Source organism: Streptomyces sp. NPDC053673 (assembly GCF_055585225.1).
On sequence record NZ_JBVJKN010000035.1, the window covers coordinates 1 to 24414 of the forward strand.

General features: G+C 71.2%; 18 protein-coding genes and 1 riboswitch. Of the genes, 13 read left to right on the plus strand and 5 right to left on the minus strand.

Annotated features, from left to right (window positions below):
- Positions 1-109: 109 nt before the first annotated feature.
- The 3 genes from ACZ6ZQ_RS32350 to ACZ6ZQ_RS32360 form a co-directional block, all read right to left on the minus strand.
- On the minus strand, positions 110-787 hold the full coding sequence (locus ACZ6ZQ_RS32350) for a response regulator (protein ID WP_469772120.1): 678 nt from the start codon (positions 785-787) through the stop codon (positions 110-112).
- A 17-nt stretch (positions 788-804) separates the two neighbouring features.
- A complete protein-coding gene (locus ACZ6ZQ_RS32355; RefSeq protein WP_469772077.1) occupies positions 805-2469 on the minus strand; it encodes a sensor histidine kinase in 1665 nt (554 codons plus the stop codon).
- Positions 2470-3007: 538 nt separating this feature from the next.
- Complete coding sequence (locus tag ACZ6ZQ_RS32360) at positions 3008-4249, minus strand: citrate synthase (RefSeq protein ID WP_469772078.1); 1242 nt, start codon at positions 4247-4249, stop codon at positions 3008-3010.
- A 101-nt stretch (positions 4250-4350) separates the two neighbouring features.
- Between ACZ6ZQ_RS32360 and ACZ6ZQ_RS32365 the strand changes: the two genes are divergently transcribed.
- The 4 genes from ACZ6ZQ_RS32365 (at position 4351) to ACZ6ZQ_RS32380 (ending at position 8994) form a co-directional block, all read left to right on the plus strand.
- Positions 4351-5517 (plus strand): citrate synthase/methylcitrate synthase, encoded by a 1167-nt coding sequence (locus tag ACZ6ZQ_RS32365; protein WP_469772079.1) that lies wholly within the window; start codon positions 4351-4353, stop codon positions 5515-5517.
- A 64-nt stretch (positions 5518-5581) separates the two neighbouring features.
- Positions 5582-6658, plus strand: coding sequence for a CobW family GTP-binding protein (locus tag ACZ6ZQ_RS32370; RefSeq protein ID WP_469772080.1), 1077 nt, complete (start codon positions 5582-5584; stop codon positions 6656-6658).
- Positions 6659-6700: 42 nt separating this feature from the next.
- A complete protein-coding gene (locus ACZ6ZQ_RS32375; protein WP_469772081.1) occupies positions 6701-7855 on the plus strand; it encodes a DUF1266 domain-containing protein in 1155 nt (384 codons plus the stop codon).
- Positions 7852-8994, plus strand: a complete 1143-nt coding sequence (locus ACZ6ZQ_RS32380) for a DUF1266 domain-containing protein (protein ID WP_469772082.1) — start codon at positions 7852-7854, stop codon at positions 8992-8994. Before ACZ6ZQ_RS32375 ends, ACZ6ZQ_RS32380 begins: the two co-directional genes overlap by 4 nt.
- Positions 8995-9056: 62 nt before the next feature.
- Here the strand turns inward: ACZ6ZQ_RS32380 and ACZ6ZQ_RS32385 are convergent, their stop codons facing one another.
- Positions 9057-11507 carry a DNA gyrase/topoisomerase IV subunit A gene (locus ACZ6ZQ_RS32385; RefSeq protein ID WP_469772083.1) on the minus strand — a complete coding sequence of 817 codons (2451 nt, stop codon included), beginning with the start codon at positions 11505-11507 and terminating at the stop codon, positions 9057-9059.
- A gap of 211 nt (positions 11508-11718) precedes the next feature.
- On the opposite strand from ACZ6ZQ_RS32385, the gene ACZ6ZQ_RS32390 reads away from it, so the two are divergent.
- The 4 genes from ACZ6ZQ_RS32390 (at position 11719) to ACZ6ZQ_RS32405 (ending at position 16494) form a co-directional block, all read left to right on the plus strand.
- On the plus strand, positions 11719-13065 hold the full coding sequence (locus ACZ6ZQ_RS32390) for a M16 family metallopeptidase (RefSeq protein WP_469772084.1): 1347 nt from the start codon (positions 11719-11721) through the stop codon (positions 13063-13065).
- Between the two features lie 17 nt (positions 13066-13082).
- Positions 13083-14465, plus strand: a complete 1383-nt coding sequence (locus ACZ6ZQ_RS32395) for a M16 family metallopeptidase (protein ID WP_469772121.1) — start codon at positions 13083-13085, stop codon at positions 14463-14465.
- Between the two features lie 207 nt (positions 14466-14672).
- Positions 14673-14837, plus strand: a riboswitch (cyclic di-AMP (ydaO/yuaA leader).
- A 13-nt stretch (positions 14838-14850) separates the two neighbouring features.
- Positions 14851-15624, plus strand: a complete 774-nt coding sequence (locus ACZ6ZQ_RS32400) for a M23 family metallopeptidase (RefSeq protein WP_469772085.1) — start codon at positions 14851-14853, stop codon at positions 15622-15624.
- A 192-nt stretch (positions 15625-15816) separates the two neighbouring features.
- A complete protein-coding gene (locus ACZ6ZQ_RS32405) occupies positions 15817-16494 on the plus strand; it encodes a GntR family transcriptional regulator (protein WP_469772086.1) in 678 nt (225 codons plus the stop codon).
- A 137-nt stretch (positions 16495-16631) separates the two neighbouring features.
- Here ACZ6ZQ_RS32405 and ACZ6ZQ_RS32410 read toward each other — a convergent pair whose 3' ends face one another.
- A complete protein-coding gene (locus ACZ6ZQ_RS32410) occupies positions 16632-16913 on the minus strand; it encodes an HPr family phosphocarrier protein (protein ID WP_453663478.1) in 282 nt (93 codons plus the stop codon).
- A 175-nt stretch (positions 16914-17088) separates the two neighbouring features.
- Between ACZ6ZQ_RS32410 and ACZ6ZQ_RS32415 the strand changes: the two genes are divergently transcribed.
- From ACZ6ZQ_RS32415 to ACZ6ZQ_RS32435, 5 genes are all read left to right on the plus strand, one after another.
- Positions 17089-20043, plus strand: a complete 2955-nt coding sequence (locus ACZ6ZQ_RS32415; RefSeq protein ID WP_469772087.1) for a bifunctional acetate--CoA ligase family protein/GNAT family N-acetyltransferase — start codon at positions 17089-17091, stop codon at positions 20041-20043.
- Between the two features lie 294 nt (positions 20044-20337).
- Positions 20338-20931 carry a DUF5998 family protein gene (locus ACZ6ZQ_RS32420; protein ID WP_469772088.1) on the plus strand — a complete coding sequence of 198 codons (594 nt, stop codon included), beginning with the start codon at positions 20338-20340 and terminating at the stop codon, positions 20929-20931.
- Complete coding sequence (locus tag ACZ6ZQ_RS32425; RefSeq protein WP_469772089.1) at positions 20931-22121, plus strand: alkaline phosphatase family protein; 1191 nt, start codon at positions 20931-20933, stop codon at positions 22119-22121. The genes ACZ6ZQ_RS32420 and ACZ6ZQ_RS32425 overlap by 1 nt, the downstream gene beginning before the upstream one ends.
- A 163-nt stretch (positions 22122-22284) precedes the next feature.
- Positions 22285-22932: a thymidine kinase gene (locus ACZ6ZQ_RS32430; protein WP_469772090.1), complete on the plus strand. Its 648-nt coding sequence runs from the start codon at positions 22285-22287 to the stop codon at positions 22930-22932.
- Positions 22933-23898: 966 nt separating this feature from the next.
- The gene (locus ACZ6ZQ_RS32435) at positions 23899-24345 is read left to right on the plus strand and encodes a hypothetical protein (protein WP_469772091.1); all 447 of its coding nucleotides are present in this window, start codon (positions 23899-23901) and stop codon (positions 24343-24345) included.
- The last annotated feature ends 69 nt before the right edge of the window (positions 24346-24414 follow it).

Sequence of the window (24414 nt, forward strand, 5' to 3'; positions counted from 1 at the left end):
TACTTGGATGACTCCGACAACGCAGCGTGGGGGCACCTCCCGTGCCCGAAGGGCTACGGGGGAGGGCGTGCCGGGCGTCGCGCGCCAGGCGGGATCTGTCAGACACGGCCTAGGCGCTCGTCGCCCACGTGTATCTGTGCTCCGGGCGGCCCGTCTCGCCGTACCTCAAGGACAGACGCACCCTGCCCGAGCGTTCCAGGAGCTTGAGATAGCGCTGCGCGGTCTGGCGGCTGACGCCCGCCCGTTCGGCGATCTCCTGGGCGGACAGCGCGGCGTCGGCGGCCAGCAGGACCTTGCGGATCAGCTCGGCCGTGGTGGGGGAGTGGCCCTTGGGGAGGCCGGGCGCGCCGGCGGCAGAGAGGGCGCCGAAGATACGGTCCACCTCGTCCTGTTCGGCCTCGCCGCCGCTTTCCAGGGTGCGGCGCAGTCCCGCGTACGCCTCCAGCTTGGCGCGCAGGCCGGCGAAGTTGAACGGCTTCACCAGATACTGGAGCGCCCCGTGCCGCATCGCTGCCTGGACGGTGGCGACATCGCGCGCCGCGGTCACCATGATCACGTCGGTCTGGTGGCCTTGGCGGCGCAGTTCCCGGACGACCGAGAGTCCGTTCTCGTCCGGCAGGTAGTGGTCCAGCAGGATCAGGTCCACGGGCAGTTCGGCGACCCGCGCGAGCGCCTCGGCTGCGGAGTGCGCCTGTGCGACCACCCGGAAGCCCGGCACCTTGGCGACATAGGCAGCGTTGATCTTCGCGACCCGGATGTCGTCGTCCACGACCAGGACGTTGATCAGCTCGTCGGGCAGCGTGGTCATCGTGGCTCTCCCACGGTCGCGAGACCCGGTTCCGTCAAGGCCTCGGGGAGTACGACCGTGAACTCCGCACCGCCGCCCACGGCCGCACCGGCCTCGGCCACCCGGGCACTGCCGCCCTGCCGCTCCGCGAAACGCCGGACCAGCGCGAGCCCGAGCCCCCGCTTGCCATGCGCAGGAAGCTCCTTCGTGGACCAGCCCTCGGTGAAGATCAGCTCGCGCTGCTCGGCGGGGACGCCCGGGCCGCTGTCGGAGACCCGCAGGACGGCCGTACGCCCCTCGCCGCGCAGCTCGATCTCGATGCGCGGGTCCTCGGAGCCGGCGGCGGCGTCCAGCGCGTTGTCCATGAGATTGCCGACGACGGTCACCAGGCCACGGGGGTCGACCAGCCGGTCCGGCAGCAGGGTGCCGGGCGAGATCCGCAGCGAGACGCCCCGCTCCGCCGCCACCGTCGCCTTGCCGACCAGCAGCGCGGCCAGCAGCGGGTCGTGGATCTTCTCGGTGACCTGTTCCGCGGTGGCCCGGTGCACCCCGACGACCTCGGTCACGAACTCCACGGCCTCCTCGTGCATCTCCAGCTCCAGCAGCCCGAGCAGCGTGTGCATACGGTTCGCGTGTTCATGGTCCTGGGCGCGCAGCGCGTCGATCAGCCCGCGCGTGGAGTCCAGTTCGCGGCCGAGCTGTTCCAGTTCGGTGCGGTCGCGGAGCGTGGCGACGGCGCCGCCGTCGTCGGTCGGCATCCGGTTGGCGATCAGTACGCGATGGCCGCGCACCGTCACCAGGTCCTCGCCCGTCACCCGTCCGGCCAGCACATCCGTGGTGCGGCCGGCACCGAGCACCTCGTCGAGCGGTTGCCCCGTGGCCTCAGGCCCCAGACCGAGAAGGCGCTGCGCCTCGTCGTTCATCAGCCGGATCCGGCCGGACCTGTCGAGGGCGACGACGCCTTCCCTGATGCCGTGCAGCATCGCCTCGCGCTCGGCGAGCAGCGCCGAGATATCGGAGAAGGCCAGGTCGTGGGTCTGCCGCTGGAGCCGCCGGGAGATCATGTACGCGGCGAGGGCGCCGGCGGCCAGGGCGCCGCCTGCGTAGGCGAGCAGCCCGGGAATGGCGGCGAGCAGACGGTCGCGGACACTGTCGTACTCGATGCCGACGGAGACCGCGCCGATGATCTTGCCCTGGTCGTCGCGCAGCGGGACCTTTCCGCGGGCGGAGCGGCCGAGGGTGCCGCTGTCGATCTCCATCACATGCTTGCCCGCGAGAGGCTCACTCGGGTCGGTGGAGACGACCCTGCCTATCTCGCCCGGGTCGGTGTGCGACCAGCGCACACCCCGCGTGTCCATGACCACCACGTACTCGGCGCCGGCTGCCTTCCGGATGCGCTCCGCCTCGGCCTGTACGGGGCCGCGGAGGGACGGCGGTGTGGTGAGGAGATCCTCGGCTACCTGAGGCGAGGCGGAGGTCTCGGCGATCGCGAGCGCGCGCCGCATGGCCTGGTCGTCGAGCTGGGCGCTCAGCGGTGCCAGGAAAAGGCCGGTGGCCAGCACGGTGACGCCGGTGGCGACGGCCAGCTGCATCAGCAGGACCTGTGCGAAGACCCGCTGCGGCCAGCCGAGCCGCCGCCGTCTCGCGGGGGCGGCTGCGGGGCCGGTCGGTGCGGGGCTCATACCCATGCACGGTAAGGGGCCCCGACACCCTTCGGGAAATGTCACCGTCCGTGCCCAGGCGGTTCGCGCAAGCCGTTCGCGTGAACCGCAGGCCATGTGCCGCGGTTCCGGCACCGCTGAAAGCCCGAGCCCCCGTCGGTGGCCCCTGGTGCGCGGTGATTCCCCAGGTGCTGCTGTGCTGTCGTCCGCATCGCGTGCGAGGCAGAGGACGGAAACACCACCCGCAGACCCGTAACGTCGGCCTTCGCCCGCCAGGACGGGCTGGTGCGCGTAGTGAACCTGGCGCGGAGCCGGCCGTCCTGCCGGTGTACGACTCAGTCCCGCTGACGAGCGGCCCGCTGGAGGAGGGCGGGCTGTCCCGGGACACACCGCCGCGTGGCTGCGGGCTCGAGACGGCGGTCCGGCGGCGCGGGCCGGCGCCCGGACCGGCGCTGCGACCGGCCTGCCGGCGGTGGGGGTCTCAACGGCGGTCGGCTCTGGGCCCGTTGAGCCGGTGGGCCCGGCGCCCGGACCGGCCCGGTCGGCCGGCCCGGACGCCTCAGGGCAGCGGTCTCGGCGGGCGCGGGCCGTTGTACTGCCCGCTGGGACGCATCCGCAGTGGACGCTCCTCGTACTCCTCCAGGGCATGCGCGATCCAGCCGGCCGTACGCGCCACCGCGAAGACGGTCTCGCCCGCCTCGGCCGGCATTCCGGCCGACACCGACAGCACCGCGAGCGCCAGGTCCACATTGGCGTGCAGTTCCACCTGGCGGGCGGTCGTCGCCTCGACCTCCCGGGCGGCGTCCAGCGCGGGGCGGGCGACGGGAATCGTCGCCAGTACGTCGAACAGGGCCTCGGCGCGCGGGTCCTGGGCCGGGTACAGGCGGTGGCCGAGCCCCGGCACCCGGCGGCCCGCGCGCAGATGGTCGGCGACGACCGGCGCCGCACTGCCGCGCTCCAGCACCTCGGCGAGCATCCGGTGGGCGAGCCCACTGGCGGCCCCGTGCAGCGGACCGTCCAGTGCACCGAGTCCTGCCGACACGACGGCGTACGGATGAGCGCGGGCCGACGCCGCGACCCGCACCGCGAGTGTCGAGGCGGCCAGATCGTGGTCTATCAGCAGCGACAGCGCCATGTCGAGGGCGCGCAGGGACGCCTCGTCGGGCTGCTCGGCGGTGAGCCGTGACCAGAGCCGCCAGGCGAGCCTGCCCTCGCCACGATGCGCGCGGCCGACCCTGGGGAGCGCGTCGACCAGGGTGGGGATGAGCATGCGGGCGACGCCGAGCACGGCGTCCCGGTCGAGGTCGAAGCGGAGCGGATCGGCGGCCGCCGCGGCGATCGCGGCCACCCGGAGCCGGTCCGTCGAGCCGCTGTGCCCCGGCAGTGCCGCGACCGCGCGCCGGGCCGCGGCGAGCGCGTCGGGCGGTGCGGTGAAGCGGATGCCTGCCCGCAGCGTGCCGGTCCAGAGCCAGTCGGCGATCTCCTCGTAGTCGTACCGGCGCGCGAGTTCGGTCGCGTCGACGCCGCGGAAGTAGTAGCGGTCCTTGTCGATCAGCGTGATGCCCGTGCGGATCCGCTGGACGGCGTCGCTGCCGGCGGCGGGCTCCCGGCGGCCCCTGCGGACGAGCGCGTCGACCTCCTTGGCGTCGAACGTGCTGCCGCGTCCGGCGGGATCGCGTCGGCTGGCGAGCTGCCCGCGGCTGACGTACGCGTACACCGTCTCGGGCTTCACGCCGAGCCGCTCGGCCGCCTCGCGCGTGGTCAGCCGCTCTCCGTCCGCGGCGTGATCCTGATCCGTCATGAGGACACCGTACACACCCTGTACATGTATTGATTGAATCAATATTGACAGTGATGAAGTCAAGCATGGACAGTCGAATCAACTGAGGGAGGACACCAACCATGCAGAGCACCAACGGGGCAGCCGCGCCTCTCGACGTACCGCGCGGACTCGCGGGCGTCGTCGTCACCGACACCGCGCTCGGGGACGTCCGGGGGCGCGAGGGCTTCTACCACTACCGCCAGTACTCGGCCGTGGAGCTCGCGGAGAGCAGCAGCTTCGAGGACGTCTGGCATCTGATGTTCCACGGCCGGCTGCCGGAGGCCGCGCAGCGCGAGGCCTTCCTGGCGCGGACCGCGTCACTGCGCCGACTGCCCGACGACGTCCGGGCGGCACTGCCCGCCATCGCCCGTTCCTGCGCCCCGTCCGGCCCGCTCGCCGGACTGCGCACCGCGCTCTCACTGCTCGGAGCGTCGGCGGGGCTGCGGCCCGTGTACGACCTCGACGCCGAACGCCGCCGTGCCGACGCGCTCGCGGCCTGCGCCGCCGTGCCGACGCTGCTGACCGCGCTGTACCGGCTCGGCCGGGGACTCGAGCCGGTCGAACCGCGCGAGGATCTTCCGTACGCCGCCAACTACCTCTACATGCTGACCGGTTCCGAGCCGGACGCCGCCCGCGCGCGGGCGGTCGAGCAGTACCTCATCTCCACCGTCGACCACGGGTTCAACGCCTCCACCTTCACCGCCCGGGTCATCACCTCCACCGGTGCGGACCTCGTGGCCTGCCTGGTCGGCGCGGTCGGAGCGCTCTCGGGGCCGCTGCACGGCGGCGCGCCGAGCCGCGCGCTGGACACGCTCGACGCGATCGGCACACCGGAGCGCATCGACCCGTGGATCAGGGAACGGGTTCTCGCGGGGGAGCGGATCATGGGCTTCGGGCACCCGGTCTACCGCACGGAGGATCCTCGCTCACGCATGCTGCGCTCCATCGCCCGGAGCTTCGGCGGGCCGCTGGTCGACTTCGCGGTCGAGGTGGAGGCACGCGTCGAGGCGATCCTCGCGGAGCTGAAGCCGGGACGCGAACTGCACACCAATGTGGAGTTCTACGCGGGCGTGGTCATGGAGCTGTGCGGACTGCCGCGGGACATGTTCACTCCGACGTTCTGCGCGGCCCGGGTGGTCGGCTGGAGCGCCAACATCCTGGAACAGGCCGAGGACTCCAAGATCATCCGCCCGGCGGCGCGCTATGTGGGACCGCCGCCGCCCCAGCCGCTCCCGGCGGCCTCCTGACCCGCCCTATCCTGGGGCTCCGACCGATTTGAGAGCCTCGATCGAGAGCCCCGGAGGAGCCGTCTTGAGCCAGCCGCAGATCCCCGTCATCGTCCTCGCGGGCTTTCTGGGATCCGGCAAGACGACCTTGCTCAACCATCTGCTGCGGGCCGGCCGCGGGACTCGGATCGGCGCCATCGTCAATGACTTCGGGTCGATCGAGATCGACGCCATGACCGTGGCCGGCCAGCTCGGCGACTCCACGGTGTCCCTGGGCAACGGCTGTCTGTGCTGCGCGGTCGACGCGAGCGAGCTGGACGTATTCCTCGACAAGCTCACCCGGCCCGCCGCCCGGCTCGATGTGATCGTCATCGAGGCGAGCGGTCTCGCCGAGCCGCAGGAACTCGTCCGAATGCTCCTGGCCAGTGAGAACGACCGGATCGTGTACGGCGGCCTCGTCGAGGTCGTCGACGCCGCCGAGTTCGAGGCCACCCGCGAGCGGCACCCCGAGGTCGACCGGCATCTCGCCATTGCCGATCTGATCGTGCTCAACAAGGCGGACCGGATCGATGAGGCCGCCGGGCAACTGCTGCGCGAGCGGATCGAGGGGCTCGCCGAGGCCGCGGTGATCCCGGCGACGTACGGGCGCGTCGATCCCGAGCTGCTCTTCGAGTGCCGCCCGCGTGGCGAGCGCGTGGGCCAGCTGTCGTTCGAGGACCTCTACGACGAGCACGAGCAGGACGACCACGACCACGACGACCACGACGGCCATCTGCACGCCGCCTACGAGACCGTCTCGTTCACCGCCGCCGAGCCCCTCCACCCGCGCAGGCTGCTGGACTTCCTCGACTCACGGCCCGAGGGGCTCTACCGGATCAAGGGCTTCGTCGACTTCGGCGAGGCCGACCCCCGAAACCGGTACGCCGTCCACGCGGTCGGCCGCTTCCTCCGCTTCTACCCGGAGCCCTGGCCGGCGGGCGACACCGCAGAGCGGCAGACCCAGTTGGTCCTCATCGGATCCGGCACCGACACCGGCGCCCTGCTCGAAGAGCTCGGTGCCGCCCGGGTGACCGGACCGCAGGACGCCCCCGCCGAACACAGCATGTGGGGCGTCCTGCGATACGTGCCCGAACAGCAGGGCCCGGACGGCTACTTGCAGTGACCCCTTGTTCGACGGGAAGTAGGCGGTTCATAGGATCAACCCGTGACGACAGGGACAACGGGGTGGGTACCGCCGACCGGAACGGAACAACTGCTGTACGAGGCAAGGACGGCCGGCGGCCAGGAGGCGGGACTCGCCGTACTCTCGCGCGCCAGGCTGTTCCTGCCCGTCGGCCGGCTGTACGCGGACACCCCCGGTTCCACCGCCCCGCTCGTTCCCGTCAAGGACCCGCTGACCGGTCGGTGGGGCATCGCGGTGTTCACGGCGGGCATGCTGGCGCCCTGGCACCCGGAGTGGGTGCACCGGTCCACGACCCTCGCCGAGCTGGCCCGGGCATGGCCGAACGACAAGTGGCGGCTGGCCGTCAACCCGGGTACGCCGTGCGCCATCAGCGTCGACGCCAAGCGGTCCCACCGCAAGGCGTGGCTGAAGACAGCCGATGAGGCCGGCGGTCCACCGCGCGGCCTGCTGGTCACGCATTCCCACGGCCCGTCGCACGGCGCCCTGGCCCACGGTCTGGCCTGCGGCGCGCATCTGGCGCTGCACAACAGCGTCGCGTGGAACGAACTCGGCACGACGTACTTCGACTACCCCACGGACATCGGCACGCTGCGCGGCACCTGGAGGGTGAGGAACCGCGCCCAGTACCGCGACAAGCTCGCCGACCTGTACGAGGCCAGGCTCTCCGGCAGGGAGGAGGCCATCGCCCAGAGTGCCCGTGCCGGGCTGGCCGGACGCCTGGGCCGGCACCCCTCCGAAGAGGAGTGGCTGGACGACGTCACGCAGACCCTCATGACGCGCAGAGCGGACGAGGAGACCGTCGCCGAGGTCCGGGACACCGCGAGGCGGATCGCCCGCTACGAGGAGCGCTTCCGCGCCGACGGGGTGCTCGGCGCCGATGAACGCGTCGACTCGCTGGCCGCGTTCGACTACGGACGGATCATCACCTTCGTGCGGATGGGGCTCGGAGCCCGCCTGTGCGATCCGCAGGAGGCGGAGCAGGCGGTGCTGAAGGCGGGCAGGCTGAGCCGGGAGACGTACGCCTCGTGGAGCGCGTTCTCGGCGGCGTACTGCCTGGCGCGTGTACTCGCCTTCGACGAGGAGGAGTTCGGGCGGACGTACCAGGAGTCGGTCGTCCAGCACAGGATGCTCACCCAGGATCCGAACAGCCCGTACCGGAGCATTCCGTGGTCATGAACTGGATCCCTCCCACGGCGGTGGAGCGTCAGCTGTACGAAGCCGGGCTGCGCGGAGACATGGAGGCGCAACTGCGGGTGCTGGCGGCCGAGGAGCTCTTCATCGGGCAGCCCCGGCACGAGGTCGACGCCGAACCGGACATGATCCGCTGGCGTGCGGTCACGGATCCGGCGAGCGGAGGGCGCTGCAAACCCCTGCTCACCCGGGGCATGCTGCCGCCCTGGCACCCGGACTGGGTGTTCCACGAGGTGACGCTGGAGTGGGTGGCCGACTTCAGCTGGTCCGACCCGGCCCAGTGGCTCGCGGTCAACGGCGGTACCCCCGCCGCCGTACATCTGCCGGCCTCACCCCAGCACCGCGCGGTCTGGCGCCGCTACTACGCGGAGAACGACCGTACGACGGACAACCGGCTGACCGCACTGCACACCGGGCCGTTGTTCGGACCGCTCGCCTTCGGGCTGGCGTGCGGGGGACACCTCGCGGTGGCCAACGGCGTGCCGTGGAACGAGGTCGGCACCGTCTGCCGTGACTACACGACCGAGCGGCGCTCGCTGCGCCGGTCCTGGGGGCTGACCGACCACACCGGCTGGCAGCGGCAGACGGCAGCCCTGCTGGACTACTCCAACAGCCCGCCCGAGCCCGAGTTCGCACTCCAGGTCCGCGAACAGCTGCGCAGGAACCTGGGCGAGCCGCCGCCCCCCGACCTCTGGCGCGAAACCGCCGCCGGGTCGCTTCAGGACCGGTGCGCCCCGCCCCACATGGTCAAGGAGATGGAGGAACTGGTCCGCCGCATCATGCGCTACGAGGCCAGGTTCCGGGCCGACGGACTGCTCCCCGAGGACGGCTGGGTCGCCACGGCCTCGGCGTACGACTACGGGCGGGCGACCTGCCTGGCACGCTGGGGCCTGGCCGCCCGGTTCTGCAACCCACAGGAAGCGGAACAGGCGATCGTGCACGCGGGTGCGCTCAGCAAGGCCGCGTACCGCTCGTGGGGAGAGTTCTCGGCGGGCTATCTGCTGGGCAGGGTGCTGCGCTTCGACGACGAGGAGTACGGCTCGTTCTACGAGGGCGCGCTGACCGCCCACCGGCTCCTCATGGAGGACGAGGGCAGCCCCTGGCGGAACATCCCCTGGAGCTGAGCGCCCCTCCGCCGTGCCGGGATTCGGAGGTTCGGAGGGGCGCTACCACGACCTGGCCGCGCTTACGACGCAGGGCCCGCCAGCGACTCGACCGGCTTCGTCAGCGGCGTACCCGATCCGTCGCGCCGGGGATCGATCTCCGGGAGCTCCGACGGGCTGCCGTTCTTCTGCGCCGCGCGGGCGGGGGCCGCCCCCGCCCAGGCCAGCACCAGCACGTCCTCGCCCTTGAGGAACCGCTGGCAGCGCACACCGCCGGTCGCCCGGCCCTTGCGCGGGTACTGGTCGAACGGCGTGAGCTTGGCCGACGTCACCGAGTCGTCCAGTGCCCCCGTCGAGGCCGCGGCCGTGAAGACCACCGCGTCCGCCGCCGGGTCCACCGCGGTGAACGAGATCACCTCCGCGCCCTCGGCCAGCTTGATGCCCGCCATACCGCCTGCCGGGCGGCCCTGCGGCCTGACCTGCGACGCCTGGAAGCGCAGCAGCTGGGCGTCCGAGGTGATGAAGACCAGGTCCTCCTCGCCCGTGCGCAGCTCGACGCCGCCCACGATCCGGTCACCCTCCTTGAGGCCGATGACCTCCAGCTCGTCCTTGTTGGCCGGATAGTCCGGCACGACCCGCTTGACCACACCCTGGAGCGTGCCCAGCGCCAGGCCGGGCGAGGTCTCGTCGAGGGTGGTCAGGCAGATCACCGTCTCGTCCGCCTCCAGGGACAGGAACTCGGAGAGCTGCGCCCCACCCGACAGGTTCGGCGCCGAAGCGGTGTCCGGAAGCTGCGGGAGATCGATCACCGCGAGCCGCAGCAGCCGGCCCGCCGAGGTGACCACGCCCACGTCACCGCGCGCCGTCGCGGGCACCGCGGAGACGATCACGTCGTGCTTGGCGCGCTTGCCGCCGTCGCCCGGCAGCGGCTCCCCGGTGACCGTACGGGCCAGCAGCCCCGTCGAGGACAGCAGCACCCGGCACGGGTCGTCCGCCACCTCCAGCGGCACGGACGTCACCGCCGCGCCCGCGGACTCCAGCAGCACCGTGCGCCGCTCGGTGCCGAACTTCTTGGCCACCGCGGCCAGTTCGGAGGAGACGAGCTTGCGCAGCTCCGCGTCCGACTCCAGGATCCGGGTCAGCTCCGCGATCTCCGCGTTGAGCCGGTCGCGCTCGCTCTCCAGCTCGATCCGGTCGAACTTGGTGAGCCGACGCAGCGGCGTGTCCAGGATGTACTGCGTCTGGACCTCGCTGAGCGAGAAGTGCGCGATGAGCCGCTCCTTGGCCTGCGCCGAATTCTCGCTGGAGCGGATGAGACGGATGACCTCGTCGATGTCGAGCAGGGCGACGAGCAGGCCCTCGACCAGATGCAGCCGGTCGCTCTTCTTCCCGCGCCGGAACTCGCTGCGGCGCCGGACGACCTCGAAGCGGTGGTCGAGATAGACCTCCAGCAGTTCCTTGAGGCCCAGCGTCAGCGGCTGGCCGTCGACCAGCGCCACATTGTTGATGCCGAAGGACTCCTCCATCGGCGTCAGCTTGTAGAGCTGCTCCAGCACGGCCTCGGGAATGAAACCGTTCTTGATCTCGATGACCAGGCGCAGTCCGTGCGCACGGTCCGTGAGGTCCTTCACGTCCGCGATGCCCTGCAGCTTCTTCGAGCCGACCAGGTCCTTGATCTTCGCGATCACCTTCTCCGGGCCGACGGTGAAGGGCAGTTCGGTGACGACGAGGCCCTTGCGGCGCGCCGTCACGTCCTCCACGGTGGCCGTCGCGCGGATCTTGAAGGTGCCGCGGCCCGATTCGTACGCGTCCTTGATCCCGGACAGACCGACGATCCGGCCGCCGGTCGGCAGGTCCGGACCCGGGACGAAACGCATCAGCGTCTCGAGATCCGCGCCCGGGTGCTTGATCAGATGGCGCGCGGCGGCGATGACCTCGCCCAGATTGTGCGGCGGCATGTTCGTCGCCATGCCGACCGCGATGCCGGAGGCGCCGTTGACCAGGAGATTCGGGTAGGCCGCGGGCAGCGCCACGGGCTCCCGCTCCTGCCCGTCGTAGTTCGGCGCGAAATCGACCGTGTCCTCGTCGATCGACTCGGTCATCAGACTCGTCGCGTCGGCCATCCGGCACTCCGTGTACCGCATGGCGGCCGGAGGGTCGTCGTTGCCCAGCGATCCGAAGTTGCCGTGGCCGTCGACCAGCGGCAGGCGCATGGAGAAGGGCTGGGCCATGCGCACCAGCGCGTCGTAGATCGACGCGTCACCGTGCGGGTGGAGCTTGCCCATGACCTCGCCGACGACACGGGCACACTTCACATAGCCCCGGTCGGGGCGCAGCCCCATCTCGTTCATCTGGTACACGATCCGGCGGTGCACCGGCTTCATGCCGTCCCGGGCGTCCGGCAGGGCACGGGAGTAGATCACCGAGTACGCGTACTCGAGGAAGGAGCCCTGCATTTCGTCCACGACGTCGATGTCGAGGATCTTCTCCTCGAAGTCGTCGGGCGGCGGCGTCTTCGTGCTGCGGCGGGCCATCGCTGCTGCGGCTCCTTCACCAACATGATGTACGGGATCTGACGCGGACCATTGTGGACCGTCCCGCTGACAACGCCGACCGCGACCCGGAACAGAGGGCCGACCGCGACCCGGTACAGACGGCGGAAGCACCCGGAACTTCGCCAGGTGTCAGCACGCTTGCATACAGTGGCAGGACATCCTGCAACGCGATCGAAGGGACGACATGCCCATGGGTCACACGGCCACAGCTGAGGCCGGCTCCGGCGGCCTGACAGCGACCGAGCACCGCCTGGCCAACGGCCTTCGCGTGGTGCTCTCCGAGGACCACCTGACCCCGGTCGCCGCGGTCTGCCTCTGGTACGACGTCGGCTCGCGCCACGAGGTCAAGGGGCGTACGGGCCTGGCTCACCTCTTCGAGCACCTGATGTTCCAGGGCTCCGCGCAGGTGCCGGGCAACGGCCACTTCGAGCTGGTGCAGGGAGCGGGCGGCTCGCTCAACGGCACCACCAGTTTCGAGCGCACCAACTACTTCGAGACCATGCCCGCCCACCAGCTGGAGCTCGCGCTCTGGCTGGAGGCCGACCGCATGGGTTCGCTGCTCGCCGCGCTGGACGACGAGTCCATGGAGAACCAGCGGGACGTCGTCAAGAACGAGCGCCGCCAGCGCTACGACAACGTTCCGTACGGCACGGCCTTCGAGAAGCTCACCGCGCTCGCCTACCCGGAGGGCCACCCGTACCACCACACCCCGATCGGCTCGATGGCCGACCTGGACGCGGCGACGCTGGAGGACGCGCGGAACTTCTTCCGTACGTACTACGCGCCGAACAACGCGGTGCTCTCGGTCGTCGGCGACATCGACCCGGCGCGGACCCTCGCCTGGATCGAGAAGTACTTCGGCTCCATCCCCCTGCACGACGGCAAGCAGCCGCCGCGCGACGGCACGCTGCCCGAGATCATCGGGGAGCAGCTGCGCGAGGAGATCCGCGAGGACGTCCCGGCCCGGGCCCTGATGGCCGCCTACCGGCTGCCGCACGACGGCACGCGCGCGTGCGACGCCGCCGACCTGGCGCTCACCGTGCTCGGCGGAGGCGAGTCGTCCAGGCTCCACAACCGTCTGGTGCGCCACGACCGGACGGCCGTCGCCGCCGGCTTCGGTCTGCTGCGCCTCGCGGGAGCGCCCTCGCTCGGCTGGCTGGACGTGAAGACGTCCGCCGGCGTCGAGGTGCCGGACATCGAGGCCGCCGTCGACGACGAGCTGGCCAGGTTCGCCGCCGAGGGCCCCACCGCCGAGGAGATGGAGCGGGCGCAGGCCCAGCTGGAGCGCGAGTGGCTGGACCGTCTCGGCACGGTCGCGGGCCGCGCCGACGAACTGTGCCGGTACGCCGTGCTCTTCGGCGACCCCCAGCTGGCGCTCAGCGCCGTCCAGCGCGTCCTCGACATCACCGCCGAGGAGGTGCAGGCGGTCGCCAAGGCTCAGCTGCGCCCGGACAACAGGGCGGTGCTCGTGTACGAGCCCGTCCAAGCAGCTGACGCCACCGAGGACAACGACGACGCAGAGGGAGCGGACCAGTGACCGACGCTGCCGTGACCATGGACTTCCATCCGCAGCCGCAGGCCGGCGAGGCCAAGCCGTGGACCTTCCCCGCTCCCGACCGCGGCACGCTCGACAACGGTCTGACCGTTCTGCGCTGCCACCGCCCCGGCCAGCAGGTCGTGGCGGTCGAGATCTTCCTCGACGCTCCCCTGGACGCCGAGCCGGAGGGTCTGGACGGCGTCGCGACGATCATGGCGCGGGCGCTCTCGGAGGGCACCGACAAGCACACGGCGGAGGAGTTCGCCGCGGAGCTGGAGCGGTGCGGCGCCACGCTCGACTCGCACGCCGACCACCCAGGCGTCCGGGTCTCCCTCGAGGTGCCGGTCTCCCGGCTCCCCAAGGCCCTCGGCCTGCTCGCCGAGGCGCTGCGCGCCCCGCTCTTCGCCGACAGCGAGGTCGAGCGGCTCGTACGCAACCGGCTGGACGAGATCCCGCACGAGACGGCGAACCCGGGCCGCCGCGCCGCCAAGGAGCTCTCGAAGGAGCTCTTCCCGGCCTCCTCGCGGATGTCGCGGCCCCGCCAGGGCATCGAGGAGACCGTCGAGCGGATCGACTCCGCCGCCGTCCGCGCCTTCTACGAGGCGCATGTCCGGCCCGCCGCGACCACCGCCGTGATCGTCGGTGACCTCTCCGGTGTCGATCTGGACGCCGTGCTCGCGGACACGATCGGCGACTGGACCGGTGACGCGGCCGAGAGCCGTCCCGTGCCGCCGATCACCGCCGACGACAACGGCCGCGTCGTCATCGTCGACCGCCCCGGCGCCGTCCAGACGCAGCTGCTGATCGGCCGGATCGGTCCGGACCGGCACGACCAGGTCTGGGCGGCCCAGGTCCTCGGCACGTACTGCCTGGGCGGCACCCTCACCTCGCGCCTGGACCGCGTCCTGCGCGAGGAGAAGGGATACACGTACGGAGTGCGTGCCTTCGGCCAGGTGCTGCGCTCCGGAGCCCCCACGTCCCCGGGAGGGGCCACGGGCGCCGCGATGCTGGCCATCAGCGGTTCCGTCGACACCCCGCACACCGGCCCGGCGCTGGACGACCTCTGGAAGGTGCTGCGCACCCTCGCCGCGGAGGGACTGACGGACGCGGAGCGCGATGTCGCCGTACAGAACCTGGTGGGCGTCGCCCCGCTGAAGTACGAGACGGCGGGATCCGTCGCGGGCACGCTCGCCGACCAGGTCGAGCAGCACCTCCCGGACGACTTCCAGACGCAGTTGTACGCGCGCCTGGCCGAGACCGGCACGGTCGAGGCGACGGCCGCGGCCGTCAGCGCCTTCCCGGTGGACCGGCTCGTCACGGTCCTCGTCGGGGACGCCGCCGAGATCGAGGAGCCGGTCAAGGCCCTCGGAATCGGTGAAGTGACCGTTGTCACGGGCTGATTGACCGCCGGGCGATCCGGCGGACCGGGAAGGCCCCGTTGGCCACACGCCAACGGGGCCTTCCCCTATGTCCGTTTTATTGGAGAGGCGGGGTGTCTGCCCTGTGGCGTGCACTACAAAACGGCGTGTCTGTTTGGTGATTGAACGAAGATCGGCTTAGCGTCTTTTGCGCTGTCCGCCAGTTGCACCAGCCGCACCCGCGGCATCGGTCAGCCATCGCCGAGTCCCCGTCGGGCGCGAGCCTGGGGAGCCGGGGACCCACACGTCCCCCTGGGGTGAATCGGACGCCTTCGCATCCGTGCGGAGGGGCCCGTAGGAGACCTTCCTGCTCCGAACCCGTCAGCTAACCCGGTAGGCGAGAAGGAAGGAAAGGATCAGCCACTACATGGCGTTCACCCGTGCCACCGGGAAGCATCGTGGTCCGAGCCGGCTGTCGCGCAAGAGCGCGGGTGTCGCATCGGTCGCGGCCCTCGCCACCACCGGCGTCATCGGAACCCTCGCCTCCCCGGCGCTCGCCGCCGACGCGGACAGCTCTCCCACCGAGGACACCGGCCTCACCCAGGCGATCGCCGTCGACGACTCGCTCGCCGAGCAGATCGACGCCCAGGCCGCCGCCCAGCAGGAGGAGGCCGCCCTCGCCGCCGCCCAGGCGAAGGCCGAGGCCGAGGCGAAGCGCAAGGCCGAGGCCCGCGCCAAGGAGGCCCGCGAGGCCCGTGAGCGCGCCGCCCGCGAGGCAGAGCGCAAGCGGCTGATGTCCTACAACCTCCCGGTCGCCGGCTCGTACGTCAGCACGAGCTACCACGCCGGCGGCGGGCAGTGGTCCTCCGGCAGCCACACCGGCGTCGACTTCCACGCCGCGTCCGGCACGCAGGTCGTCGCCGTCGGCATGGGCACGGTCGTGGAGGCCGGCTGGGGCGGTGCGTACGGCAACAACATCGTGATCCGGATGCACGACGGCACGTACACCCAGTACGGCCATCTCTCGTCCATCGGCGTCTCGGTCGGCCAGACCGTCACCCCGGGCCAGCAGATCGGCCTCTCCGGGTCGACCGGCAACTCGTCCGGCCCGCACCTCCACTTCGAGGCCCGCACGAGCCCCGACTACGGCTCGGACATCGACCCGGTCGCGTATCTGCGTTCGCACGGCGTCAGCGTATGACCCCTCGGACGACCCCTCGCGCATGACGAAGGCCCCGGCTCGGTACGGATCGAGCCGGGGCCTTCGGCGTATTCAGGCCAAAAGATATCCACGGATTCTCGTTTGCCATCCGAAATTCCGGCCCGCTGCAATAGAGTCACTGAACAGGCGTCGCTCGACTGGGTTTCGCGCGAATTAAGGCGGAGGTTCGGTATGCGCATTCCTGCGCGCTCGGTATGCACGGCGATCCGCGACGACATCGTCTCCGGTGTCTTCGAGCGCGGCAGCCGGCTCACCGAGGAGCAGCTGGCGCGCCGCTACGGCGTATCACGCGTCCCCGTGCGCGAGGCGCTGCGCACGCTGGAGTCGGAGGGCTTCGTCGTCACGCGCCGGCACGCGGGCGCGTGTGTCGCCGAGCCCACCGAGCAGGAGGCCGTCGACCTGCTGGAGATCAGGATGCTGCTGGAGCCGCTGGGCGCGGCGCGGGCCGCCCAGCGGCGCACGGAGGCCCATCTCAAGGTGCTGCGTGGCCTGGTCAGACTGGGCCAGGAGCGGGCCCGGCGGGGCCAGGGCGAGGATCTGCGCTCGCTCGGCGGGTGGTTCCACGAGACCCTCGCCCAGGCATCCGGCAGCCCCGGGCTCACCGCGCTTCTCACCCAGCTCCGGCACAAGATCGCCTGGATGTACTCCGTCGAGCCGCCCGCCCGGCCGGTCGAGTCCTGGGCCGAGCACGGCGCGATCGTGGACGCGGTGGCGCGCGGCGACGCCGAGCGGGCCCGGGCGCTCACCTCGATGCACGCCGAGCGGGCCACGAGCGCGCACCGGTTGCGCATCCCGGTGGGCGTGAGGGCTTCGCAACACTCTGTAAACACGACAGGCGACGGAAATTAACAAAAGCGCCGTATACAAAGAGCAGCTATTTATGGGTGGCCTGTTCTTCGCTGCCCTGGTGACGGATGCGCGGATAAACGAAGAAGCCGCGGCCCGATAATTCAGGGCCGCGGCTCCGCCGCGAATTCGAGGGGGACTCAGACGGTCTCGGGGAGCTCCTCGAGACCCTCGGCGACCAGCTTCGCCAGACGGTCGAGGGCGGCGTCCGCGCCGTCCGCGTCCGAGGCGAGCACGATCTCCTCGCCGCCCTGCGCGCCCAGGCCCAGCACGGCGAGCATCGAGGCGGCGTTGACCGGTGCACCGTCGGCCTTGGCGATCGTCACCGGGACGCCGGAGGCCGTGGCGGCACGAACGAAGATGGAGGCGGGGCGGGCGTGCAGGCCCTCGGCCCAGCCGACATTGACGCGGCGCTCAGCCATGGTGTTGCCCTTCGAAGTCTCAGCGGTTGTCTAGACCAGTCTCTCATGGGTTGCGGAGTGCTCCCGAACCGGCCTCCGGTCCGGGTGCGCCCGCCGGCCGGCCCTCTGGGGGTGCCCCCAGCCTGCCCCGGCGCATCCGGGTTCGCGACCGGTGTCCTGGCCGTACTCTTGCCCCATGCAGACCCCGTCGGATCACGCGTACCCCGACCACTGGGAAGCCGACGTGGTGCTGCGTGACGGTGGCACCGCGCGCATCAGGCCCATCACCACCGAGGATGCCGAGCGGCTCGTCAGCTTCTACGAGCAGGTCTCGGACGAGTCGAAGTACTACCGCTTCTTCGCGCCCTACCCGCGGCTCTCCGCGAAGGACGTGCACCGGTTCACTCACCACGACTACGTGGACCGGGTGGGACTCGCCGCGACGGTGGGCGGCGAGTTCATCGCGACCGTCCGCTACGACCGCATCAACGCCGACGGCATGCCGGCGTCGGCGCCCGCCGACGAGGCCGAGGTCGCCTTTCTGGTGCAGGACGCCCACCAGGGCAGGGGCGTTGCGTCCACCCTGCTGGAGCACATCGCGGCGGTCGCACGGGAGCGGGGCATCCGGCGGTTCGCGGCGGAGGTGCTGCCCGCGAACAACAAGATGATCAAGGTCTTCACGGACGCCGGGTACACACAGAAGCGCAGTTTCGAGGAGGGGTCCGTCCATCTCACACTCGACCTCGAACCGACGGCCAGGTCGCTCGCTGTGCAGCGCGCGCGGGAGCAGCGGGCCGAGGCGCGGTCGGTGCAGCGGCTGCTCGCGCCCCGGTCGGTGGCCGTGATCGGGGCAGGCCGAGCGCCCGGCGGAGTGGGCCGTACGGTGCTGCGCAATCTGCTCGAAGCCGGGTACACCGGGCGAACGTACGCGGTGAATCGCGCCCTCGTCCCGGACATGAACGAGCTGGACGGCGTGCCCGCCTTCCGATCGGTCGCGCAGATCGTCGCGGAGACCGGCGAGCCTGTCGACCTCGCGGTCGTCGCCGTACCGGCCGAACGAGTGCCGGAGGTCGTCGCCGACTGCGGCGAGCACGGGGTGCAGGGCCTGGTCGTGCTGGCCGCCGGGTACGCGGAGAGCGGTGCGCAAGGACTCGATCGGCAGCGGGAACTGGTGCGGCAGGCCCGCTCCTACGGAATGCGGATCATCGGGCCCAACGCGTTCGGGATCATCAACACGGCGGACGCCGTCGGGCTGAACGCGTCGCTCGCGCCGGAGAGCCCGGCGCACGGGCGGATCGGGCTGTTCACCCAGTCCGGTGCGATCGGCATAGCGCTCCTCAGCGGGCTGCACCGGCGCGGTGCCGGGCTGTCCTCGTTCATCTCGTCCGGCAACCGCGCCGACGTCTCCGGGAACGACTTCCTGCAGTACTGGTACGAGGATCAGGACACCGACGTCGTCCTGCTCTACCTCGAATCGATCGGCAACCCGCGGAAGTTCACCCGGCTCGCCCGGCGTACGGCGGCGGTCAAGCCGGTCGTGGTGGTCAAGGGCGCGCGGCACAGCGGCAGCGCGCCGCCCGGGCACGCGGTGCCGGTGACGCGGATTCCCCATGAGACGGTGGCGGAGCTGCTACGGCAGGCGGGCGTCATCCGGGTGGACACGGTCACCGAACTCGTCGACGCGGGGCTGCTGCTGGCCGGGCAGCCGCTGCCCGCCGGCCCGCGGGTGGCGATCCTCGGCAACTCCGAGTCGCTCGGCCTGCTGACGTACGACGCCTGCCTCACGGAGGGGCTGCGGCCGCTGCCGCCGCGCGACCTGACGACGGAGGCGACGCCGCAGGACTTCTGCGACGCGCTGGTGGCAGCGCTTCGGGACGAGGCGTGCGACGCGGTGGTCGTCAACGCGATCCCCTGGGTCGGGGACAACGGCGTCACGGAATCCGGCGACGGTGAGGTCCTGGCCGCGGCGCTGCGCGCCGCCGCCGCGACGGCCCCGGCGAAGCCGGTCGTCGTCGTCCACGTCGAACTCGGCGGACTGGCCGAGGCGCTCTCCGCGGCGACGAGTTCGGCGCCTCCACGCCCGTCAGCCGGCCCGGGAGCCGATGCCGACACCCTCGCCGCCCAGGCGCGCGGGCCCTTGCCCGCACCGCAGTCGAGCGCCCGGCCCCCGGCGGGCCCCGGGCCCCGCACCGGTCCGGCCGCACCGGTGCGGCCGGACCCGTTCCCGGCCGGTGCCACGACGCCCGGAGAGACCCACCCGGAGCGCGGACCGGTCGCCGACCGCTGGATTCCGGCATATCCGGCAGCCGAGCGTGCCGTGCGGGCGCTGGCCGAGGCCGTGCGGTACGCACAGTGGCGGCGGGATGCCGCCGAGCCGGGGAAGGTGCCGCAGTACGAGGACATCGACGAGAGCGGGGCCGCCACGCTCATCGAGCGGCTGCTCGACGGAGTCCCGGGGGACCGGGGCGTCACCCTCGCGGACGACGACACGAGGGAGTTGCTCGGGCGGTACGGGATCGCCGTACGGCCGGTACGGCCCGCGCCCACCCCCGACGCGGCCGCCCACGCCGCAGCCCGGCTCGGCTACCCCGTCGCCCTCAAGACCACCGCCCCGCACCTGCGTCACCGGGCCGACCTCGGCGGCATACGCCTGGACCTCGCCGATGAGCACCAAGTGCGCCAGGCGTACGCCGAGTTGACCGATACCTTCGGAAAGTCCGAGGAGCTCGAGCCCGTCGTGCAGGCGATGGTCCCCCGCGGTGTGGACACCGTGGTCCGCGCCGCCATCGACCCGGCCGTCGGCGCCGTGCTGTCCTTCGGACTCGCCGGCCCCGCCACGGAACTGCTCGGCGACACCGCCCACCGCCTCGTCCCCGCCACCGACCGCGACGCCGCCGAGCTCATCCGGTCCGTCCGGACCGCCCCGCTCCTCTTCGGCTGGCGCGGCTCTGCGCCTGTCGACGCCGCCGCCCTCGAAGAACTGCTCCTCCGTGTCTCCCGGCTGGTCGACGACCATCCGGAAGTGGTCGCCATCAGTCTCGAACCGGTCGTGGTCGCCGAGCACGGCCTCTCGGTGCTCAGCGCCTCGGTACGGCTCGCCCCGCCACCGCCCCGCACCGACCTCGGCCCGCGGAGGCTACCCAGCTACTGACCGGCTGAGCGGCCCGGACCGGCCGGACAGGGCCTGCGGGCCCTCGGAACCCGGGCGCGCGGTGTCGCGTCGCGATGGCTGTCTCCCCGGGAGCTTCGCCCGGGGTGCCCCAGCTGCGTCGGATCGTCGCGCGCAGCACCTCCCCCACAGCCCTTCGGACGTGGGGGTGCCCCCAGCGCTCTTCTCCCGCGCCTTGCCATGCTCGGCCCTCGTACCTCCCCCTCGGCCGGAGGCCTGGGGGACCCCCACCTTCACCCGCGCTCCCAGGTCCCGAGGCCCCGTAGGATGGAGCCCATGGCGAAGACCGGTACGACGACCCAGGGGCTGCGCGCGGCGATCGAGCGCAGCGGCTACTACCCGGCTCTCGTGGCCGAAGCGGTGGAGGCCGCTGTCGGCGGCGAGCAGATCGCGTCGTATCTGGTCCATCAGGAGACCACGTTCGACGCCAACGAGGTCCGCCGCCATGTCACCGTCCTCGTCCTGACCAGCACCCGCTTCATCGTCAGCCACACCGACGAGCAGGCCGCCGACGGCAGCTCCCCGACTCCGTACGCGACGACCTCCACCGAGTCGGTCAAGCTCGGCCGGATCTCGTCGGTCGTCGTCAGCCGTGTCGTCGCCAACCCCGAGTCGTACACCCCGGGCACCCTGCCCCGCGAGGTCGTCCTCACCATCGGCTGGGGCGCGGTCTCCCGTATCGACCTGGAGCCCGCCGCCTGCGGCGACCCCAACTGCGACGCCGACCACGGCTACACCGGAAACTCCACGGCCGACGATCTCAGCCTGCGTGTCAGCGAGGCCGGCGACGGCCCGGAGACGGTCCGGCAGACGCTCGCCTTCGCGCAGGCACTCTCCGAGGCCACGGCCGCCACGGCGACCACCCGCTGATGACCCAGACCTACTGGCCCGAGGACCCCGCCCCGCTCGCCCTCGACTCGGCACCCGTGCCCGCGTACGGCTCCGCCTCGCTCGCCGATCTGCTGCCGACGCTCGCCGCCGGCCAGGGCGTCCCGGGCCTGCACTCCGCCATCCCGGAGATCACTCCCGCGGACCGCAACTGCGTCTTCCTGATCGACGGCCTGGGCTGGGAGCAGCTAAGGGACCACCCCGACGACGCGCCCTACCTCACCTCGCTCCTCGCCACCTCGTGCGGCGGCACCGGACGGCCCCTCACCGCCGGATTCCCCGCCACCACCGCGACCTCACTCGCCTCCTTCGGCACCGGCCTGCCGCCCGGCGCGCACGGCCTGCCCGGCTACACCGCCCGCAACCCGGAGACCGGCGAGCTGATGAACCAGCTGCGCTGGAGGCCGTGGACCTCGCCGCGCGTCTGGCAGCCGTACCCGACGGTCTTCCAGCTGGCCGACGAGGCCGGTGTGCACACCGCGCAGGTGTCGTCCCCAGCCTTCCAGGACACCCCCCTCACCAAGATCGCGCTGAGCGGCGGGACGTTCCACGGCAGGCTCACCGGCGAGGAACGGATGGACTTCGCGGCGGAGCAGCTCGCCGCCGGCGACCGTTCCCTCGTCTACACGTACTACAGCGAGCTCGACGGCAAGGGGCACCGCTTCGGCGTCGACTCCGACGCGTGGCGCGGCCAGCTGATGTACGTCGACCGCCTGGTGCAGCGCCTCGCCGAACAGCTTCCGCCGCGCACCGCCCTCTACGTCACCGCCGACCACGGCATGATCGACATCCCCTTCGACGAGGACTCGCGGATCGACTTCGACGAGGACTGGGAGCTGCGCGCCGGTGTCGCCCTGCTGGGCGGCGAGGGCCGGGCCCGCCATGTCTACGCCGTCCCGGGCGCCGAGGCCGATGTGCTCGCCGTCTGGCGCGAGGTGCTCGGCGACCGGTTCTGGGTGGCGAGCCGGGACGAGGCGATCGCGGCAGGCTGGTTCGGGCCCCAGGTCGACGACCGCGTCCACCGGCGCATCGGGGACGTCGTCGCCGCGGCGAGCGACGATGTCGTGATCACCGCCTCGGTGAACGAGCCGAACGAGTCCGCGATGGTCGGAATGCACGGTTCCATGACCCCCGTCGAGCAGCTCGTCCCGCTCCTCGAAGTACGCTCGTAAACCCCCGCCCCCGTCGCGCACAACTGAAAGGCCGTCAGATCCCTATGTCCGAGCTGGTGTTCTTCTCCGGAACGATGGACTGCGGAAAGAGCACCCTCTCACTAGGGAATCCGCCATGCACTGGCGCTGCCCGCCCGATGACCCGAAAGGTCACTGCTTCCTGATGTCCGAACTGGTCTTTTTCTCAGGCACCATGGACTGTGGGAAGAGCACACTGGCGCTGCAAATTACCCACAACCGCTCAGCCCGCGGCCTCCAGAGCGTGATTTTCACCCGCCAGGACCGCGCTGGCGAGGGCAAGCTTTCGTCTCGACTGGGCCTGGTGACCGCCGCGGTCGAGGTGACCGACGCGATGGACCTTTATGCGTACGTGGTCGGTGAGCTGTCCCAGGGTGGGAGAGCGGACTACGTGATCGTGGACGAGGCCCAGTTCCTGGCATCAGAGCAGATCGACCAGTTGGCCAGGATCGTGGATGACCTCGACATGGACGTCTTCGCCTTCGGGATCACGACGGACTTCCGCACGAAGCTCTTCCCGGGCTCGCAGCGCCTCATCGAACTCGCGGACCGCATAGAGCAGCTCCAGGTCGAGGCGCTGTGCTGGTGCGGCGCACGTGCTACCCACAACGCCCGTACCGTCGACGGGGAGATGGTTGTCGAGGGCGAACAGGTCGTCGTGGGCGACGTCAACCGCCCCGTAGAGGTTGGCTACGAGGTCCTGTGCCGGCGCCACCACCGACGCCGAATGACATCAGCCTCTGCACGCGCCGCCGCCCTTTCCCCGGACGTCCTCCCGGTCAATCGTGCCTGATTGACCGGCTGCGTACTCCTCGCTGCTCAGGAAGTGGCAAACCTGTCGATCGAACTCCATCAATCGTTTGGCTGCACCTGCACAGGCCGCGAGGAACGCCGACCATGTCCATCGGCTCCACGACGCTCGGCACGTCGGAGTGAGCTTCCTTTGTGATGCCAGTCGGGGAGCTCAGGCGACATGGATAAGCCCCCAGTCGTGCGGTTGGGGGCTCCTCGCTGGTGGGCACGGGGACCGCCGACATCTGCTTTGTAAGTTCGTCCAACCAGCCATGAGCACGGGCCCCGCGTGGCCAGCTCGCCCAGGAAGCGGCCCATGCATCCGTCGGGATGCTCCTGCGTGCATGACGTTGCCGTCAACGGCTGCCATCAGCCAACGGCAGCCCCTGGAGAACATGCCTCAGCACACGCGGCTCCGGAGGGCATGGTCGATCGGTGTTCCGTTTAGGCCCTGAGCTCACATGCGTGTTCTTGAGATCACACGGATGGGAATCTCACTCGCTGCTCACTCGGGGCGATCGCCACCCCAGGAGAGTTCGGTGCGGTCCCGGTCCCTTATGGACGTTTCACCTCGGTGTGAAGCGCTGGTCGCTCCCGCCTGCAGAGCGCTTCCGAGGCCTTTCAGCAGGGACACCCGTACGCCCCCAGCGGCGGCCGCTGGGCTCCCGACACTCCGGGCGTCCGGCGGCAACTCCGCGGGCGTGTACCCGACGCCCCCGACTCCGTCAAGTCCCGAGTTCTCGGGACGTGACGGAGTCGTGCCCCCGCAGGCCCACTGGACGTGCGGGCCTCACCGGACAAAGACACGAGGCCGCATGGTAAGGCAGAAATCCTCAGCGAGGATTCCCCCTCCCCGAACCGCCGGCCATCCGCACGGCGGTCCCGGTCGGACCCCATCCACCGACCCCCACCCCGCACTCCCGAGGCAGGGGCAGGAAAACCCCTCGGTATCATCAGGAAAAGACCCATGACTCGCGACATCTACACCCACGCCGACGCCAAGCCCAAGCGGCGGAACTCCCGCATCGCGACGGTCGTCGTCTCGACCGCGCTGCTCTCCGGGGCTGCCGTTCTTCCGGCATCCGCCGCGACGTCGGCCCTGAGCCACCCCACGGCCGCGCCAACCGTCGTTACCGACGACAGCGGCGAGGGCTACTCCACTGACGGCATCCCCGTCACCGACCCCGGCACCGGCTACACCAGTGACGCCCTCACCGACGGTTACGGCGACGGAATCTTCGTCAACGAGTGCGGCACCGTCTACTGCGACGACAGCTTCGGCCCCCACGACGGCATCCCCGAACCCGGCAGCGCCTTCAGTGACGCCGCCACCCCCGATGGCGCCAACCTCTTTGATGAGACGGTTACCGTCGACGAGGAAGAGACGGTCATCGTCGACGAGTGGGAGGAGTGACCACCCCACGCCTGCGGCCCGGACGGTCCGCGACCCTCCGGGCCACAACGGCGGTGGGGATCTGCACGA

What these genes read in the sequence shown, in the direction of transcription:
- ACZ6ZQ_RS32415 (WP_469772087.1), top strand. Translation starts at nt 17,089, where the DNA reads ATGCAGACCCCGTCGGATCACGCGTACCCCGACCACTGGGAAGCCGAC.
- ACZ6ZQ_RS32395 (WP_469772121.1), top strand. Translation starts at nt 13,083, where the DNA reads ATGGACTTCCATCCGCAGCCGCAGGCCGGCGAGGCCAAGCCGTGGACC.
- ACZ6ZQ_RS32390 (WP_469772084.1), top strand. Translation starts at nt 11,719, where the DNA reads ATGGGTCACACGGCCACAGCTGAGGCCGGCTCCGGCGGCCTGACAGCG.
- ACZ6ZQ_RS32380 (WP_469772082.1), top strand. Translation starts at nt 7,852, where the DNA reads ATGAACTGGATCCCTCCCACGGCGGTGGAGCGTCAGCTGTACGAAGCC.
- ACZ6ZQ_RS32420 (WP_469772088.1), top strand. Translation starts at nt 20,338, where the DNA reads ATGGCGAAGACCGGTACGACGACCCAGGGGCTGCGCGCGGCGATCGAG.
- ACZ6ZQ_RS32430 (WP_469772090.1), top strand. Translation starts at nt 22,285, where the DNA reads ATGTCCGAACTGGTCTTTTTCTCAGGCACCATGGACTGTGGGAAGAGC.
- ACZ6ZQ_RS32365 (WP_469772079.1), top strand. Translation starts at nt 4,351, where the DNA reads ATGCAGAGCACCAACGGGGCAGCCGCGCCTCTCGACGTACCGCGCGGA.
- ACZ6ZQ_RS32385 (WP_469772083.1), bottom strand. Translation starts at nt 11,507, where the DNA reads ATGGCCCGCCGCAGCACGAAGACGCCGCCGCCCGACGACTTCGAGGAG.
- ACZ6ZQ_RS32405 (WP_469772086.1), top strand. Translation starts at nt 15,817, where the DNA reads ATGCGCATTCCTGCGCGCTCGGTATGCACGGCGATCCGCGACGACATC.
- ACZ6ZQ_RS32360 (WP_469772078.1), bottom strand. Translation starts at nt 4,249, where the DNA reads ATGACGGATCAGGATCACGCCGCGGACGGAGAGCGGCTGACCACGCGC.
- ACZ6ZQ_RS32355 (WP_469772077.1), bottom strand. Translation starts at nt 2,469, where the DNA reads ATGAGCCCCGCACCGACCGGCCCCGCAGCCGCCCCCGCGAGACGGCGG.
- ACZ6ZQ_RS32410 (WP_453663478.1), bottom strand. Translation starts at nt 16,913, where the DNA reads ATGGCTGAGCGCCGCGTCAATGTCGGCTGGGCCGAGGGCCTGCACGCC.
- ACZ6ZQ_RS32425 (WP_469772089.1), top strand. Translation starts at nt 20,931, where the DNA reads ATGACCCAGACCTACTGGCCCGAGGACCCCGCCCCGCTCGCCCTCGAC.
- ACZ6ZQ_RS32400 (WP_469772085.1), top strand. Translation starts at nt 14,851, where the DNA reads ATGGCGTTCACCCGTGCCACCGGGAAGCATCGTGGTCCGAGCCGGCTG.
- ACZ6ZQ_RS32435 (WP_469772091.1), top strand. Translation starts at nt 23,899, where the DNA reads ATGACTCGCGACATCTACACCCACGCCGACGCCAAGCCCAAGCGGCGG.